The sequence below is a fragment of the Bradyrhizobium sp. 63_E2_N1_3 genome (assembly GCF_052076005.1).
GTDB classification, from domain to species: Bacteria; Pseudomonadota; Alphaproteobacteria; order Rhizobiales; family Xanthobacteraceae; genus Bradyrhizobium; species Bradyrhizobium barranii.
Genome location: NZ_CP197235.1, coordinates 7,472,592 through 7,488,035 on the forward strand (window position 1 = coordinate 7,472,592; position 15,444 = coordinate 7,488,035).

Here is a 15,444-nt window from a genome sequence, read left to right on the forward strand (position 1 = left end):
CCTCGGGTGCGCGCAACAATCCAGACATCGACGTGCGGCGCGCATTTGCGGCCGGTCGTATCCGCGATCGCGCCGGGCTGTCGAGATCCGAACCAGCGCGCCACTTACCTTCGTATAGAGCATCCAACCCTTTGGATACGCGCCGTTTACCTCCGTACAATTGAGCGTGGCATGCGCACGCATTAACGTGACTGCATTCGGAATCCTGGCGCTGATAGCAGCAACCTCCCTTAACTGGCGCGGGACGGCCCCCCCTCCGGCCGTCTGCGCCGCCTTTTTCCGCGGGCCATCGGCGACTTCGACGTTTTCCGGCCGGCACACAGCCCTGGCGGCTGAACCTGCCGGCTTCAATGCGGAACTGGGGATTAGTGCATAATGTCTTCGTTTGAGAAGATTGCGGTCTTCATCGATGGCCCCAATCTCTATGCCGCCACCAAGGCGCTCGGTTTCGATATCGACTACAGGCGCCTGCTCGGCGAATTTCACGGCCGAGGTACGTTGCTGCGAGCCTTCTACTACACGACCGTGAGCGAGGATCAGGAATACTCGTCAATCCGCCCATTGATCGATTGGCTCGACTATAACGGGTACACCGTCGTCACCAAGCTCGCCAAGGAGTTCGTTGACGCCACGACCGGCCGCCGCAAGATGAGGGGCAGCATGGATGTGGAACTCGCCGTGAACGCCATGGAACTCGCCGAGCACGTCAATCAGATCGTGCTGTTCTCGGGCGATGGGGATTTTCGTTCACTGGTGGAAGCCGTGCAACGCCGCGGCGTCCGCGTGACGGTCGTCTCCACGCTTGCGAGCCAGCCTCCCATGGTTGCCGACGAACTGCGCCGGCAGGCCGACGTCTTCATCGATTTGACAGAGCTGAAGCCAAGAGTGGGGCGCGCCCCGGCCGAGCGGCCGGGATCGCGCGAGATGCGCCCGCAACCACCGCAAGCCACCACGCGCGGATCGATCAATCGAGGCGACCAGGTGGAATGATCCTGCGGGGCGATCGGCGGATCGTCAGACGTCGAAGAACACCGTCTCCTCCGCCCCCTGCAGATTGATCGTGAAGGAGTACACGACCTTGCCGGCGCGCTCACCGCGCGTGGCGATCAGCGTCGCGCGCCGCACCGGCGGCTCGACCAGGTTGAGCACGGGGTCGGCGGCATTCGCGGCTTCTTCGTCGGAGAAATAGAGCCGCGTATTGAGACCGATGTTGATGCCGCGCGCGACGATCCAGATATTGACGTACGGCGCGCCTTTGCGGCCTGCCTTGTCCGTGATCGCGCCCGGCTTGATGGTCTCGAACGTCACCAACCCGCTCTCGAAATCGGAGCCGGCGCGGCCCCAGCCGCGAAACTCCTCGTCCACCGGGCCGGCCGGGCGATCGGCCGGATGGTTATAGCGGCCGGTTGCGTTGGCCTGCCAGATTTCGAGCAGCACATCGCGCAGCGGCGTGCCGCTGCCGTCGAACACCTTGCCCTCCAGCGTGATGCGCTCGCCTGGCGTGTTCGGCGTCACCAGCACGTTAGAAAAGTTCTTCTTAAAAATGTCGAAGCCGGCCATGGCCGGGATCAGGCCGATATGGACGTAGGGCCCGGCGGTCTGCGAGGCGGTTTCCTTGAGATAGTCGAGCGGCTGCGGCATTGGCTCAGTTCCCCGCGGTGCGATTTTCGAAATAGGTGGAACGCTGGCCGCGCAGCACGATGTCGAAGCGGTAGGCGAGCGAGTCGAACGGCGTCGAGGCGTTGAGGTCGAGCGGCGCCACGAGGCGGTCGAGCGCGTCCTTGTCCGGGATCGTCGTCAGGATCGGGCAGACCGGGATCAGGGGATCGCCCTCAAAATACATCTGGGTGATCAGCCGCTGCGCAAAGCCCGAGCCGAACACCGAGAAGTGGATGTGGGCGGGACGCCAGCTGTTGACGAAGTTGCGCCAGGGATAGGGACCCGGCTTCACGGTGCGGAAATAATAGTAGCCGGTGTCGTCGCTCAGCGCGCGGCCGCAGCCGCCGAAATTCGGATCGATCGGGGCGAGATAGGTGTCCTTCTTGTGCCGGTAGCGACCGCCGGCATTGGCCTGCCAGAACTCGACCAGCGTGTTCGGCACGCCGCGGCCGGTCTCGTCCAGCACGCGGCCATGGACTATGATGCGCTCGCCGACGGGATCGCCATCCTTGGCGTAGTTGCGGATCAGATCATTGTCGAGCGGGCCGAGATCGTTGTGGCCGAACACCGGACCCGTGATCTCCGAGACCGAGTTCTCGATCGACAGCAGCGGCTGGCGCGGCGAGCGCAGCACCGAGGATTTGTAGCCGGGCGCATGTGCCGGTGGATGGATCGAGCGGTCGCGCTGGAAGAAGCCGCCGTCGCGAAGGCTGAACGGCTCGGGTCGGTTGAGGCGGGGATCCTGCAAGGCTGGCGCCTGGACGTTCATCGGCGTTGTCTCTCCCTGTGGCGCCCGGGTCCGGGGGCGCGGCTTATCGGGAGATCATGGGACGATCTATTCTCAAGATAAATAGATCGATTATAATGAATTACATGAAGGAAATCGATCATTTGGCGCTCGACGGCCACGCCCTCGAACTGTTCCTTGCCGTGCTGGAGGAAGGCTCGGTCACGGCGGCAGCGACGCGGCTTGGTCTGACGCAATCGGCGGTCAGTCACGGGCTGAACAAGTTGCGGCGGATCGCGGGCGATCCGCTGTTTGCCAAATCCGGCCGCGGCATCGTCGCCACCGCCCATGCCCAGGCCTTGGCTGCGAAAGCGCGGGCGCTGATCGACGAGATGCGCAGCTTTGCCGGCGGCGTCACCTTCGAGCCGGCGCGCGCGCAGCTTTCGCTGACGATCGCCGCCAATGATTTCCAGCGCGATCTGCTGTTGCCGCGGTTCTTCGATCATGTCGCGGGACAGGTCAGGAGCCTGAACCTGCGCGTGATCCCCTCGCAATCGCCGTCGCCCGCGATGCTGCGCGAAAACCGCTGCGATCTCATGGTCACGCCGCTGCCGCCATCCGGCGTGGACATCGTGCAGAAGCGGCTGCTCAGCGATCACTACGTCTGCTACTTCGATCCCAAGGCGCGCACCGCGCCGGCCGGCCGCAGCGCCTATCTCGCAGCACGCCACATCACGGTGGTCTATACCGACAACGAGCGGCTCGACTTCGACCGCCGGCTGGCGGCGAACGGCTTTCTTCGTGACATCGCCATCTCCGTGCCGAGCTTTTCCGGCGTGCCGCCCTTCCTGCACGGCTCGCAGATGCTGGCCAGCATGCCGAGCCTGCTCGCCTCCGGTGTGATGCGCGGCTTTGCGCATGTACCGATTCCGCTGGCGTCGCGGACAAAGACGCTGGCCGAGCTGCCGATGTTCATGGTCTGGCATCAGCGCTATCAGAAAGACCCGGCCCATCGCTGGATCCGCGGCCAGCTCGAAACCGTGGCGGCAACGGCGGCCGGAGACTGAGCCTCGGTTACGGTTTCAGGGAAGTCTGCCCTTCGCCAAACCCACTGGTTGCGCGAGGGCCGCCACGCTAGAATTGTCCCATGACAGTGACCGATATTGCGAGCCGGACCTACAATCATAGCTGGCGGCTGGACCCCATCATCCGCAGCCTGCTGGATACCGACTTCTACAAGCTATTGATGTTGCAGATGATTCGGGAGGACTATCCGAATCAGCAGGTGACCTTCTCGGTCATCAACCGCTCGCGCCATGTGCGGCTGGCCGAGATCATCGACGAGGGCGAGCTGCGCGCCCAGCTCGACCACGCCCGCACCATCCGCTTCGCCAAGAAAGAGCTGATCTGGCTTGCCGGTAACACCTTCTACGGCAAGACCCACATGTTCTCGGCGGACTTCATCCGCTGGCTGGCCGAATTCCGGCTGCCCGAATACGAGCTGCGCAAGGTCGAGGGCCAGTACGAGCTGCATTTCCACGGCCCCTGGACCCACACCACGATGTGGGAAATTCCGGCGCTCGCCATCCTCAACGAGTTGCGGTCGCGCGCCGCGATGAAGGGCCGCGGCCGCTTCGAGCTCGACGTGCTCTATGCCCGCGCCAAGGCCAAGCTGTGGACCAAGGTCGAGCGGCTGCGCCAGCTCGAGAATTTGCGGCTCTCCGACTTCGGCACCCGCCGCCGCCACGGCTTCCTCTGGCAGCGCTGGTGCGTCGAGGCGGTGAAGGAAGGCCTGGGCCCGTCCTTCATCGGCACCTCCAACGTGCTGCTGGCGATGGACAATGATCTCGAAGCCATCGGCACCAATGCGCATGAGCTGCCGATGGTCGCGGCTGCGCTTGCCAAGGACGACGAGGAGTTGCGCTGGGCGCCCTATCGCATTCTCGACCAATGGCGCCAGACCTATGGCGGCAATCTCCTGATCGCGCTGCCCGACGCCTTCGGCACCAAATCCTTCCTGCGCGATGCGCCGGAATGGGTCGCCGACTGGACCGGCTTCCGCCCCGACAGCGCGCCACCGATCCAGGCCGGCGAGGAGATCATCGCCTGGTGGGAAAAGAAGGGCCGCAACCCCAAGGACAAGCTGCTCGTCTTCTCCGATGCGATGGATGTCGGCTCGATTGAGGAGACCTATCACCACTTCTCCGGTCGCTCGCGGCTCTCGTTCGGCTGGGGCACCAACCTCACCAATGATTTCGTCGGCTGCCCGCCGGACGGCTCGTTCAATCTCGATCCCATCTCGCTGGTCTGCAAGGTGTCGTCGGTTGACGGCCACCCGGCCGTCAAGCTCTCGGACAATCCGGAGAAGGCGACCGGCATGCCCTCCGAGATCGAACGCTATTTGCGCGTGTTCGGCGACGCTGGCCGGGTGCGCAAGCCGGTGCTGGTCTAGCGCCGGACCAAACTCTCTCGATCAGGTAAACCGCGCAGGACGAATGCGAGGCATTGGTTCGCCACGACCGCATCGGTTCCGGTTGGTCGGCATTTGCAACGATCTGCGGGCATCCGCTTCACGACGCTTTCACCCTGCAGTGCAGTCGCCTGCGTCCTTGGGGTCGAGTTAAGCAACTTTCCCCTCTACTTGGCGTTGCAGGCGCGACGCTCCGGTGGGGTCGTTGATCGATTTGGGGAATGCAGGGTGTTTCGCAGAACAGCGACGTCGACGAAGGGGCGTAGTTTCCTTCACGTCATCAAACTTGTCTCGCCATTCGTGATGGTCGTCGTGCTCCAGGCAACGATCGCGGGATTCAGCCTCGAGGTGATGTCATCGGTCCGCGCCTATGTCGCGGGCGAAGCGATGTGGTCGCGGTCACAGAAGAACGCGGTCTATTTCCTCAATCTCTATCTGCATTCAGGCGAACCGAGCCAGTTCACCCACTACCAGGCGTCCCTCGCCGTTCCCATCGGCGATGAGTTCGCGCGCTGGGCACTCGAGCGCGATCCGGTCGACGTCGAGGCCGCCCGCGTCGGGTTTCTGCAAGGCGGCAACCATCCCGATGACGTTCCGGGATTGATCTGGCTGTTCCGCTATTTCAACCGCGTCAGCTTCCTCCAGGAAGCGATCCACGAGTGGGCGGCCACCGATCCCATGTTGCTGGAGCTCAGCGTCTTCGGCGAGGTCATCCGGTCCGAGTTGGCGCACGGACCCATTGAGGACCGCGACCGCCTGCGGCTGCTGTCGTCGCGGCTCTCGGAACTCAACACGCAGTTCACGGTGCATGCAAAGCGGTTCTCGACCGTCCTCGGCGAAGGCTCGCGCGCCATCAAGGTCACGCTGACGTGCATCAACATCGTGGCGGCCGCGACGCTGATCCTGCTCCTGATCTGGCACACGCGGCGCTTGATGCTGCAACGACAGGCGTTCGAGGATGCTTTGCATGCCGAGAAGGAGCGCCTGGCATGGCAGGCATCGCACGACTGGTTGACCGGCCTGTCCAACCGCCGCGCCTTCGAGGCGCGCCTGCAAAGCGTGCTGGACACCACCGCGGCGGGTTCGCTGGGCCTGATCCTGCTCGACCTCGACCAGTTCAAGAGCGTCAACGACACCTGCGGCCACCTCGCCGGCGACCGCCTGCTCTGCCAGGTCTCGCGCCTGCTGCAACAGGACCGGGGGCCGCATGATCTGGTGGCCCGGCTCGGCGGCGACGAATTCGGCCTGATCCTGCCGCAGTGCTCGCCCTCGACCACCGTCGATATCGCCGAACGCCTGCGCAGATCGCTCGAGCTGTTCACCTTCGCCTGGGACGATCGTTGCTTCGCGGTGACTGCCAGCATCGGCGTCGCCTGTATCGCGGACGGCAACACCACGCTCGAGGACGCCATGCGGCGCGCGGATGCCGCCTGCTACCGCGCCAAGGAAAAGGGGCGCAACCGGGTACAGGTCGACAATGGCAGACCGGACGTCGTCGTCGTTGCAGCCCGTCCGCGCGAGGCCGTCGCAGCGCGAGGTTGACAGGCGCCGGCGCCCTCTCAACCCCGGCATCCGATTGCAGACATCGTCCAACGGCGTCGCAGCGGCGCGGCTATGTGACGCCGCGGCCACATTGCTCCCAAAAAACTGCGTCTTTCGCTTTCCGCCACACCGCCTTGCGCGCTGATCCACGATGGCCAGAACCTCCCTCGCTAAGCATGGCACCAGCCAACGTTGCGGTCCGAATTCCGCCCGGACCGTGCCGAAAGAGGAGTTTGCAGGTGCCCTGGAATGGTTTGTTGCCCCCGCCCCGGATCCGTCGCGCGAAGACGTGTCGGCGGCGTGCGTTTCTCTTGAGCACCGCGATCGGCGCTGTTGCCGCAGGTGGTGCGCTGCCGTGGCTCGCGACGCCGGCAGAGGCGGCCTGTGTGGTGACTGGAAGCGGCGCGCAGGCAGCGCTGCAGTCAGGCGATTCGATCACCTGCACCGGAGCGGGCAACACCCAGATCAAGACGGCGCCCGTGGTCAGCGGTGTCACCGTCAACATTGGAGACGGCACCGCGACCTCTCTGAATGACCCGACCTTTGCCAGCGTTGTCCTCGAGGCGGCATCCAATAGCGCGGCCAAGGTCTTCGGCAACGCAACGGTCACATCCGCCAACAGCGACGGCATTGCAGTGATCGGCGGCGGCGGCAACACCATCACCGTGGATGCCGGCGCCATGGTTGGGTCATCGAGCCTCGGCACGTCGGGGCTCGCACTGGCCAATTCGAGCAACAACATCATCGTGATCGGAGGTACGGTCGGAAACGGCGTCACCGGAGCCATCAGCATCAGCATCGGTGCCGGGTCGGCGAACAATCAGGCGAACATCCTGTCGAGCGGCTTTGTCCATGCCATCAATGTCGCGGCCGTCGATCTGAGCGGCGCGGCCGACGGCAACGTCGTCAGCAACGCCGGCACGATCTCGAGTGCCTCGGGCACGGCAATCATCGGCTCGGCCAATCAGGACACCATCATCAACTCAGGCACGATCATCAGCGGTGGCGTCAGCACGGCTGTCGACCTGAAGGGAGGCAACGACGTCTTCGAGTTGCGAGCGGGATCGAGCATCACGGGATGGGTCCTCGGCGGCAACGGAACGGACACGCTGCGCCTGGGCGGGGCCACCAACGCAGCGTTCAATCTCAGCATATTCGGCGCGGCCGGTCAGTTCCGGGAATTCGAGGTGCTGGAAAAGACCGGCAGCTCCACCTGGACGATGAACGGCTCGACGACGGAGATCGCGACCATGAATGTCCTGGCCGGCACCGTCGAGGTGAACGGCTCGATGCCCAACATCGCGACGACCGTCAGCGCGGGCATCCTCAGCGGTAACGGCGCGATCGGCAATATCACGGTGCTATCGGGCGGCACGGTCTTGCCCGGCAATCTCGGTACGCTGACGAGCTCCGGCAATGTCACATTCAACGCCGGCTCGACCTACGCGATCTCCGTCACCGCTACCGGACAATCCGAGAAGATCCTCGCGGTCAGCGCAGCGTTGAACGGCGGCACCGTCGCAGTCAACACGATCGCCGGCGCCTATAACCCCTCGACGCAATACACGATCCTGAGCACGACGACTGGCGTCACCGGCAGCTTCTCGGGCGTGACTGTCAGCGGATACAATCCGCTGCTCTTCGCTTCCTCCCTCAGCTATGACGGGTTCAGCGTCTTCCTGACGCTCAACTACAACAACGCCGCATTCCTCTCCCTCGCCCAGACGCAGAACCAGAAGGCCGTGGCCGGCGCCTTGAGCGCGTTCGGTCCCAACCTGCCTTTCCTCTCCTCCTTCGCAGGCCAGAGCGACGCCCAACTCCGTTACAGTCTGGACCAGCTTTCGGGTGAAGCCGCCACCGGCGCCCAGCAGGGCGCCTTCCAGTTCACGAGCCAATTCCTCGGCCTCATGCTTGATCCGTTCGTAGGTGGACGCAGTGGCATGAGCACCGGCGACACGGCGCTTGGTTTCAGCCCCGAACGCGCCGCGCTGCCGGACGATATCGCCCTCGCCTACAACAAGGTGCTGGGGACGCCTGCCATGAAAGCGCCGGTCTTTGCGGAGCGCTGGACGGCTTGGGGCACGGCGTTCGGCGGTACCAACCGCACCAGCGGCGACCCCGTCGTGATCGGCAGTCACGACCTCGGCGCGCGCACCGGCGGCGTCGCGGCCGGCGCCGATTATCATTTCGGCCGCGATGCGCTGGTCGGTTTCGCGCTGTCGGGCGGCGGCACCAAATGGGACCTCGCGCAGGCGATCGGCGGCGGCAAGAGCGATGCAATCCAGGCCGGCGTCTACACCGCCGTGCGTACAGGGCCGGCCTATTTCGCCGCCTCTCTCGCCGTGGCCAATCATTGGATGTCGACAGACCGGCTCGCTCCGTTCGGCAACCAGCTCACCGCCAAATTCGACGCGCAAACCGTCGGAGGCCGCATCGAGGGCGGCTATCGCTTCGCCACGCCGATTGGCGGCTTCACGCCGTACGTGGCGGCGCAGGCGCAGGCTTTTCGCACACCGACTTATACCGAGGCCGATCTGGCCGGCAGCGGCTTTGGCCTGACCTATCAGGGACGCACGGCCTCCGACACACGGAGTGAGCTCGGCGCGCGCTTCGATCGCGCGACGCTGGTCACGCCGAACTCGGTCCTCACGTTGCGCGGCCGCGCGGCCTGGGCCCATGATTGGGTGAGCGATCCGACGCTCGTCGCCGCATTCCAGACGCTGCCCGGCGCGAGCTTCATCGTCAATGGCGCAACGCCGGCCAAGAACACCGCGCTCGCATCTGCCGGTGCCGAGCTGAAGTTTTCGAACGGCGTTGCCCTGTCGGCGAAGTTCGACGGCGAGTTCGCGGCGCGCAGCACCACTTATTCCGGCACCGCGAGCCTGCGATACGCTTGGTAGCCGCTTGGCCTCCTCAAGGCGACCGTGCGCCGACCGGCACGATCCCGAGGCCGGCGAGATGCGTATCGACGAATTGCTCGACCTGCTGGCGCAGCATCTGGGGCGGCACCGCCACCATGCGCTCCTCGAGGCCGAGCGAGATGATTCCGTGCACGGCGGAAAACAGCGTGCGCGACAGCAGCGCGATCCGCACGTCGTCCGCAGCCGGTAGCAGCCGCACCAGGGGTGGATGCATCAGCGCGAAAGCGTCCATCACCATCTGAAGGATGTCGTCGGGATAAGGACGGTCGTCCTCCATCCGATGCTCGAACAACGAGCGCAGCAGGTTTGCGTGCTCGGCGAAAAATTCGAGATAGGTCGCGGCCAGCCCGTAGAGCTGGCGAACGGGATCTTCCCCCGGGACCTCGCCAAGCCGCACCGTGAGCGCCTGAACCGTCTCCCGATTGACCGTCAGGATCACCCCGTCGAAGTCGCCGAACTCGTTATAGACGCTGCCCACCGAGCAGCCGGCAGCCTCCGCAACGTCACGAACCTTCAATGATCTCAGCCCCTTAGCTGAAATAATGTCGCGGGCGATCTCCAGGATCTGGAGCCTCCGCCGATTTTTTTTCTGGTCGCGTGGCGATTCTTCTTGAACATTGTTCATTTTCAAGCTACTCATGTGAACATTGTTCAAATTAACCCGGAGATCTGCAAAATGCAAACCCTCGCTGTTGATATCGCCACCACCTTCGTCGACGACGCCGCAGCTCTCGTGGCCGGCCTTGGCCGGGCCGTCCTCAAGTTCGCGATGCAACCGATCGATCGCATCGCAAATGCCTGCGACATCGCTGGCGTGCTCACCGAGCGCCGCGCGACCTTTCGGATGTGGCGGGCGAGCCGCGCCCGTAGCCGTCACGCGGGCCGTCGGTTCAGCCTGCTCGGCCGCCTCTCGCCCTTTCGCCACCTCGCTCATCTCACCTGAGGCGTGCGCACCCGGGACGTTCCGGTCGGCTCGAATGCAAGACCCGGTTGCAAGGAAGGACTTACCATGTCCCGACATTCGCAGCCGATGTCGCGGCCTTTGGCGATGCGGTTCAACTTTTCCTCATCGCTCCGCGCGGTATCCGGAAAAGCGCGGCCAGTCCGTCCGAACCACGGCTGCGACCAGATATTTGCGAACCTAACGAGACCATTTGGAGACCAACAGGATCGGAAGGGTCGAGGGGACAGAGCAGGCCGGCGACCGTCGTCATCCAGCCATCGTTCGTCCCGTAAGCTTCCGGTCGTGACGCCTCACCGACAACGTAACAATCTCAGGCTGCCTTCCCAAAACAGGACTTGTCATGATCAGGGAATTGATGTCGTCACGCCGCTTTGCGCCGCTGTTCTGGGCGCAATTTTTCTCGGCGCTCAATGACAACGTGCTCAAGAACGCACTCGTCATCATCCTGCTTTACAGTGCCGCGACCGGCCACGGCGACGCGCTGGTGACGGTCGCAGGCGCCGTCTTCATCTTCCCCTATTTCATCCTGTCGGGGCTCGGCGGCCAGCTCGCCGACAAATACGTCAAATCCGTCGTTGCTCGGCGGCTCAAATTCGCGGAGATCTTTGCGGCGGCCTTTGCCGCCGCCGGCTTCTTCCTGCACTCGGTGCCGCTGCTGTTCACGGCGCTCGCGCTGTTCGGCGTCATCGCCGCCCTGTTCGGTCCCGTGAAATACGCCATGCTGCCGGACCAGCTCGAGCTCGGTGAGCTCGCAACCGGCAACGCGCTGGTCGAAGGCGCCACCTTCATGGCCATCCTGCTCGGCACCGTCGCCGGCGGCCAGTTCGTGGCCGGCTCCGCGCATATGGGCTGGGTTGCATCGGCCGTGGTCCTGCTGGCCCTGCTGTCCTGGGCCTTCGCCTCCCGCATTCCGCAGACGACGCCATCCGCCCCCGACCTGCCCGTCACCGCCAATCCCTGGACCTCGACGGTCGGCCTGTTGAAGACGCTCTACGCGGACAAGCGGCTGTGGGACGGCACCGTGATCGTCTCGTGGTTCTGGCTGGTCGGCGCCATCGTGCTGTCGCTGCTGCCGGCGCTGGTCAAGGAGGTCGTCGGTGGCACCGAAGGCGTGGTGACGCTGTGTCTTGCGACCTTCGCGATCGGCATCGCCATCGGCTCGCTGTTCGCGGCCAGCCTGAGCCACGTCCGCCCGAACCTCGCGCTGGTGCCGATCGGCGCGATCATCATGGGGTTTGCCGGCCTTGATCTCGCCTGGGCCATCGGTGTGACCGCCAAGGGGCAGGACATCGCCGCGGTCGACTTCGCAACCTCGTTCGCCGGCCTGCGCATGCTGATCGACTTCGTCGCCTTCGCATTCGGCGGTGGCCTGTTCGTCGTTCCGTCCTTTGCTGCCGTCCAGGCCTGGTCGCAACCGACCGAGCGCGCTCGCATCATCGCCGCCGGCAACGTGCTGCAGGCTGCCTTCATGGTGGTCGGCTCGCTGTTCGTCGCACTGCTCCAGGCAGCTGGCCTCCATATCGGCTGGATCTTCTTCGGCCTCGGCGTCGCCAGCTTCGGCGCGGTGTGGTTCGTGCTGACCAAGTGGGGCAAGGAAGGCGTACGCGATTTCGGCGGGCTGCTGTTCCGCGCGCTGTTCCGTACCGAGGTTCGTGGCCTCGAGAACCTGCCGCCTCCGGGCACGCGCATGCTGATCGCACCGAACCATGTCAGCCTGATCGATGGCCCGCTGCTGCACGCCGTGCTCCCGATCGATGCCAGCTTCGCGGTCGATACCGGCATCTCCAAGGCCTGGTGGGCCAAGCCGTTCCTGCGGGTGGTCAAGCACTACACCATGGACCCGACCAAGCCGCTGGCCGCACGCGACCTGATCAAGCTCGTCGCCGCCGGCGAGCCGGTGGTCATCTTCCCGGAGGGACGCATCACCGTCTCCGGCTCGCTGATGAAGGTCTATGACGGCACCGCGATGATCGCGGACAAGGCCGACGCGGTGGTCGTGCCCATTCGCATCGAGGGCGCGCAGCGCTCGCATCTCAGCTATCTCAACGGCAGCCAGATCAAGCGCTCGTGGTTTCCGCGGGTGACGGTTACGATCCTGCCGCCGGTCAAGCTTCCGGTCGATCCGTCGCTGAAGGGCAAGGCACGCCGCAATGCCGCGGGCGCCGCGCTCCAGGACGTGATGATCGACGCCATGGTCAAGAACGCCATGCTCGATCACACGCTGTTCGAAGCGCTCGGACATGCTTATCGCGACCGCGATACCGGCAAGGTCATCATCGAGGACGCGCTCGGCACCAAGCTGACCTATCGCAAGCTGATCCTCGGCGCGCAGGTCTTGAGCCGCAAGCTCGAAGCCGGCACGGTAGCCGGCGAGAATGTCGGCGTGCTGCTGCCGAATTCCGCGGGCGTCGCCGTCGTCTTCATGGCGCTGCAAAACATCGGCCGCGTCCCGGCGATGCTCAACTTCTCCGCCGGCCCGGTCAACGTCCTCGCCGCCATGAAGGCCGCGCAGGTCAAGACCGTGCTGACCTCGAAAGCGTTCATCGAGAAGGGCAAGCTCGACAAGCTGATGGCCGCGATCTCCGCGGAAGCCCGCGTCGTCTATCTCGAGGATGTCCGCGCTTCGATCGGTACGGCCGACAAGATCAAGGGGTTGCTCGCAGGCACCGCGCCGCGTGTCGCTCGCGAGGCGAATGATCCGGCCGTCGTGCTGTTCACGTCGGGCTCGGAAGGCACGCCCAAGGGCGTGGTGCTGTCCCACCGCAATATCCTCGCAAACGCCGCACAGGCGCTGGCGCGAGTCGACGCCAACGCCAATGACAAGGTGTTCAACGTGCTACCGGTGTTCCACTCGTTCGGGCTCACCGGCGGAATGATGATGCCGCTGCTCGCTGGCATTCCGATCTACATGTACCCCTCGCCGCTGCACTACCGCATCGTGCCAGAGCTGATCTACCAGACCGGCGCCACGATCCTGTTCGGCACCGATACGTTCCTCACCGGCTATGCGCGCTCGGCGCACGCCTACGACTTCCGCACGCTGCGCCTGGTGATCGCCGGCGCGGAGGCGGTGAAGGATCGCACACGTCAGGTGTTCATGGAGCGCTACGGCATCCGCATCCTGGAAGGCTATGGTGTCACCGAGACCGCGCCGGTGCTGGCGATGAACACGCCGATGGCCAATCGCCCCGGCACCGTCGGCCGCCTCTCGCCGCTGATGGAAAGCCGCCTCGATCCGGTCCCCGGCATCGAGGAAGGTGGACGCCTCTCGGTGCGCGGACCGAACGTGATGCTCGGTTACCTCAGGGCCGAAAACCCCGGCGTGCTCGAACCGCTCGCCGAGGGCTGGCACGACACCGGCGACATCGTGGCGATCGACGCGGCCGGCTTCATCACCATCAAGGGACGCGCCAAGCGCTTCGCCAAGATCGCGGGCGAAATGGTCTCGCTGTCGGCGGTCGAGAGCATCGCGACGACGCTGTGGCCGCAAGCCGCCTCGGTCGCCGTGTCGATCCCCGACCAGCGCAAGGGCGAGCGCATCGTGCTGCTGACGACGGAGAAGACCGCCGAGCGCAGTGCGATGCAGGGCCAGGCCAAGGCGATTGGCGCGTCCGAGCTGACCGTGCCCGCGGCGATCATGGTGGTCGACAAGGTGCCGTTGCTCGGCACCGGCAAGACCGACTATGTCACGGCAACGACGATGGCCCGTGAGCAGGCATCCTCGCCGGAGCGCGAGGTTGCGTAAAGACGACAAGTCCACGGCCGTCGCTCCGGCGGAAGCCCGGTGCGACGGCGTCGTCCTGCTTCACGGCATCGGCGTCGGTGCCTGGACGCTGAAGAGGCTGGATCGGGCGTTGCAGCGTCACGGCTTCGCCACGCTCAATCTCGGCTACCCCAGCCGCAAGAAGCCGCTCGAGGAGCTTGCGGAAGACATCCACGCGCCGGTCGCCGCGTTTGCAGCGCAATGCGACGGCGCTATCCACTTCGTCGCCCATTCCATGGGCGGGCTACTCGCCCGGGTTTACATCGCGAGATATCGTCCGGTGCGGCTCGGCCGTGTCGTGATGCTGGGCACGCCCAACGGCGGCAGCGAAGTCGCCGATCTCCTGAAGGACCTTTCGCTCTACCGCGCTGTTTTCGGTCCGGCCGGCTCGCAGCTTTCGACAGCCCAGCCCCCTGTGCTCGCCGCCCTGCCGTCGCCCGATTATGCGATCGGCGTCATCGCGGGATGCCGCACCACCGCGCCAATCACCTCGGCCTTTGTCCTGCCGCGGCCCAATGACGGACGCGTTTCCGTCGAAAGCGCGAAATTGGCCGACATGGCCGACCACATCGTCGTCAAGGCATCGCACACCGGACTTCCACGAAATGCCGTCGCGATCGAGCAGACGATCGCGTTCCTGCACGAAGGCCGCTTCAATCCGATCACTTGAGCAGGAGATAGCGAACCGGGTTGTCGTCGCACTGCCCCGCGCCGCACTCCAGCACGGTGGACAAGAGATTGGCGGCGACCAGCAACGCAAAGATCGCGAAGACCGTGTTCGATGCCGCACCGTTCAAAGGCGCGTCCCCGTCTCGCTTGCCGGTCACATCCTTCAGGATGAAGACGAGCGCGACATAACACACGATCCCGATCGCCGCGATCAGCGCCCAGGTGTAGAAATGCAGCCCGAACAGCGCCGAGCCGTATCCGGGATCGCCGAGCGCAAGATGCAGCGATACCTGCCGCATCGAGATGAAGCCGGTGACGAGGCTGGCCACGAGGATCATCGCGTAATGAGACCCGCGTTCGCCGAGGCGCAGGTTGAACAGGAACCCCATGCCGACCGCGATGAACCCGGCCCTTTGCAACAGGCAAAGCGGGCAAGGCAGCTCGCCGAGCGCAAGCTGATAGGCGAACGCCACCGTCAGGATCAACGAGATCCCAAGCAGCCCAAGCATGTTCAGGACCGCGCCGACCGGCCGTTGCTCGCTCAGCTCTGCAGGGCTCATCTCGACACCGTCAGAACGAGAATTTGAGCGGATCGGTCGCGTGGTGGAAGAACCATGCGACCGTGACCACGATTGTTGCGCTCCAGAGCGCATAGCTCAGTCCCGCACGCGAACGCCAGGCACTCGCGCAGCCCGCGAGCGCCAGCAGGAAAGGCAGAAACATGTACAT

At 64.7% G+C, this 15,444-nt stretch carries 13 protein-coding genes; 8 read left to right on the forward strand and 5 right to left on the reverse strand.

The genetic code is table 11. The features are described 5' to 3' along the window. Positions 1 to 375 precede the first annotated feature (375 nt). Positions 376 to 990 carry a LabA-like NYN domain-containing protein gene (locus AB7531_RS35470; protein ID WP_063985251.1) on the forward strand — a complete coding sequence of 205 codons (615 nt, stop codon included), beginning with the start codon at positions 376 to 378 and terminating at the stop codon, positions 988 to 990. Positions 991 to 1,014: 24 nt separating this feature from the next. Here the strand turns inward: AB7531_RS35470 and pcaG are convergent, their stop codons facing one another. Both pcaG and pcaH read right to left on the reverse strand, forming a co-directional pair. Continuing rightward, the gene (gene pcaG / locus AB7531_RS35475) at positions 1,015 to 1,641 is read right to left on the reverse strand and encodes a protocatechuate 3,4-dioxygenase subunit alpha (RefSeq protein WP_063985252.1); all 627 of its coding nucleotides are present in this window, start codon (positions 1,639 to 1,641) and stop codon (positions 1,015 to 1,017) included. 4 nt (positions 1,642 to 1,645) lie between these two features. Beyond that, positions 1,646 to 2,428, reverse strand: a complete 783-nt coding sequence (pcaH, locus tag AB7531_RS35480) for a protocatechuate 3,4-dioxygenase subunit beta (protein ID WP_063985253.1) — start codon at positions 2,426 to 2,428, stop codon at positions 1,646 to 1,648. A 95-nt stretch (positions 2,429 to 2,523) separates the two neighbouring features. On the opposite strand from pcaH, the gene AB7531_RS35485 reads away from it, so the two are divergent. The 4 genes from AB7531_RS35485 to AB7531_RS35500 all read left to right on the forward strand — a co-directional run bounded on the left by AB7531_RS35485 (position 2,524) and on the right by AB7531_RS35500 (position 9,298). Next, positions 2,524 to 3,453: a LysR family transcriptional regulator gene (locus AB7531_RS35485; RefSeq protein ID WP_063985254.1), complete on the forward strand. Its 930-nt coding sequence runs from the start codon at positions 2,524 to 2,526 to the stop codon at positions 3,451 to 3,453. 80 nt (positions 3,454 to 3,533) lie between these two features. Beyond that, positions 3,534 to 4,838: a nicotinate phosphoribosyltransferase gene (gene pncB / locus AB7531_RS35490; protein WP_028159033.1), complete on the forward strand. Its 1,305-nt coding sequence runs from the start codon at positions 3,534 to 3,536 to the stop codon at positions 4,836 to 4,838. Between the two features lie 246 nt (positions 4,839 to 5,084). After that, positions 5,085 to 6,398, forward strand: a complete 1,314-nt coding sequence (locus AB7531_RS35495) for a GGDEF domain-containing protein (protein WP_041955081.1) — start codon at positions 5,085 to 5,087, stop codon at positions 6,396 to 6,398. 311 nt (positions 6,399 to 6,709) lie between these two features. Then, positions 6,710 to 9,298, forward strand: coding sequence for an autotransporter outer membrane beta-barrel domain-containing protein (locus tag AB7531_RS35500; RefSeq protein WP_231144288.1), 2,589 nt, complete (start codon positions 6,710 to 6,712; stop codon positions 9,296 to 9,298). Between the two features lie 13 nt (positions 9,299 to 9,311). Here the strand turns inward: AB7531_RS35500 and AB7531_RS35505 are convergent, their stop codons facing one another. Beyond that, positions 9,312 to 9,944, reverse strand: coding sequence for a TetR/AcrR family transcriptional regulator (locus AB7531_RS35505; protein WP_231145213.1), 633 nt, complete (start codon positions 9,942 to 9,944; stop codon positions 9,312 to 9,314). Between the two features lie 51 nt (positions 9,945 to 9,995). On the opposite strand from AB7531_RS35505, the gene AB7531_RS35510 reads away from it, so the two are divergent. The 3 genes from AB7531_RS35510 to AB7531_RS35520 all read left to right on the forward strand — a co-directional run bounded on the left by AB7531_RS35510 (position 9,996) and on the right by AB7531_RS35520 (position 14,716). Then, a complete protein-coding gene (locus AB7531_RS35510) occupies positions 9,996 to 10,262 on the forward strand; it encodes a hypothetical protein (protein WP_063985255.1) in 267 nt (88 codons plus the stop codon). 361 nt (positions 10,263 to 10,623) lie between these two features. Further along, positions 10,624 to 14,028, forward strand: coding sequence for an acyl-[ACP]--phospholipid O-acyltransferase (locus AB7531_RS35515; protein WP_063985256.1), 3,405 nt, complete (start codon positions 10,624 to 10,626; stop codon positions 14,026 to 14,028). After that, positions 14,021 to 14,716, forward strand: coding sequence for an esterase/lipase family protein (locus AB7531_RS35520; RefSeq protein WP_063985257.1), 696 nt, complete (start codon positions 14,021 to 14,023; stop codon positions 14,714 to 14,716). The genes AB7531_RS35515 and AB7531_RS35520 overlap by 8 nt, the downstream gene beginning before the upstream one ends. Here AB7531_RS35520 and AB7531_RS35525 read toward each other — a convergent pair. Next, positions 14,709 to 15,275, reverse strand: a complete 567-nt coding sequence (locus AB7531_RS35525) for a disulfide bond formation protein B (protein WP_063985258.1) — start codon at positions 15,273 to 15,275, stop codon at positions 14,709 to 14,711. The two genes, AB7531_RS35520 and AB7531_RS35525, sit on opposite strands and share 8 nt — an antisense overlap. Positions 15,276 to 15,285: 10 nt before the next feature. Next, positions 15,286 to 15,444 (reverse strand): DUF5993 family protein, encoded by a 159-nt coding sequence (locus AB7531_RS35530; protein WP_187387802.1) that lies wholly within the window; start codon positions 15,442 to 15,444, stop codon positions 15,286 to 15,288.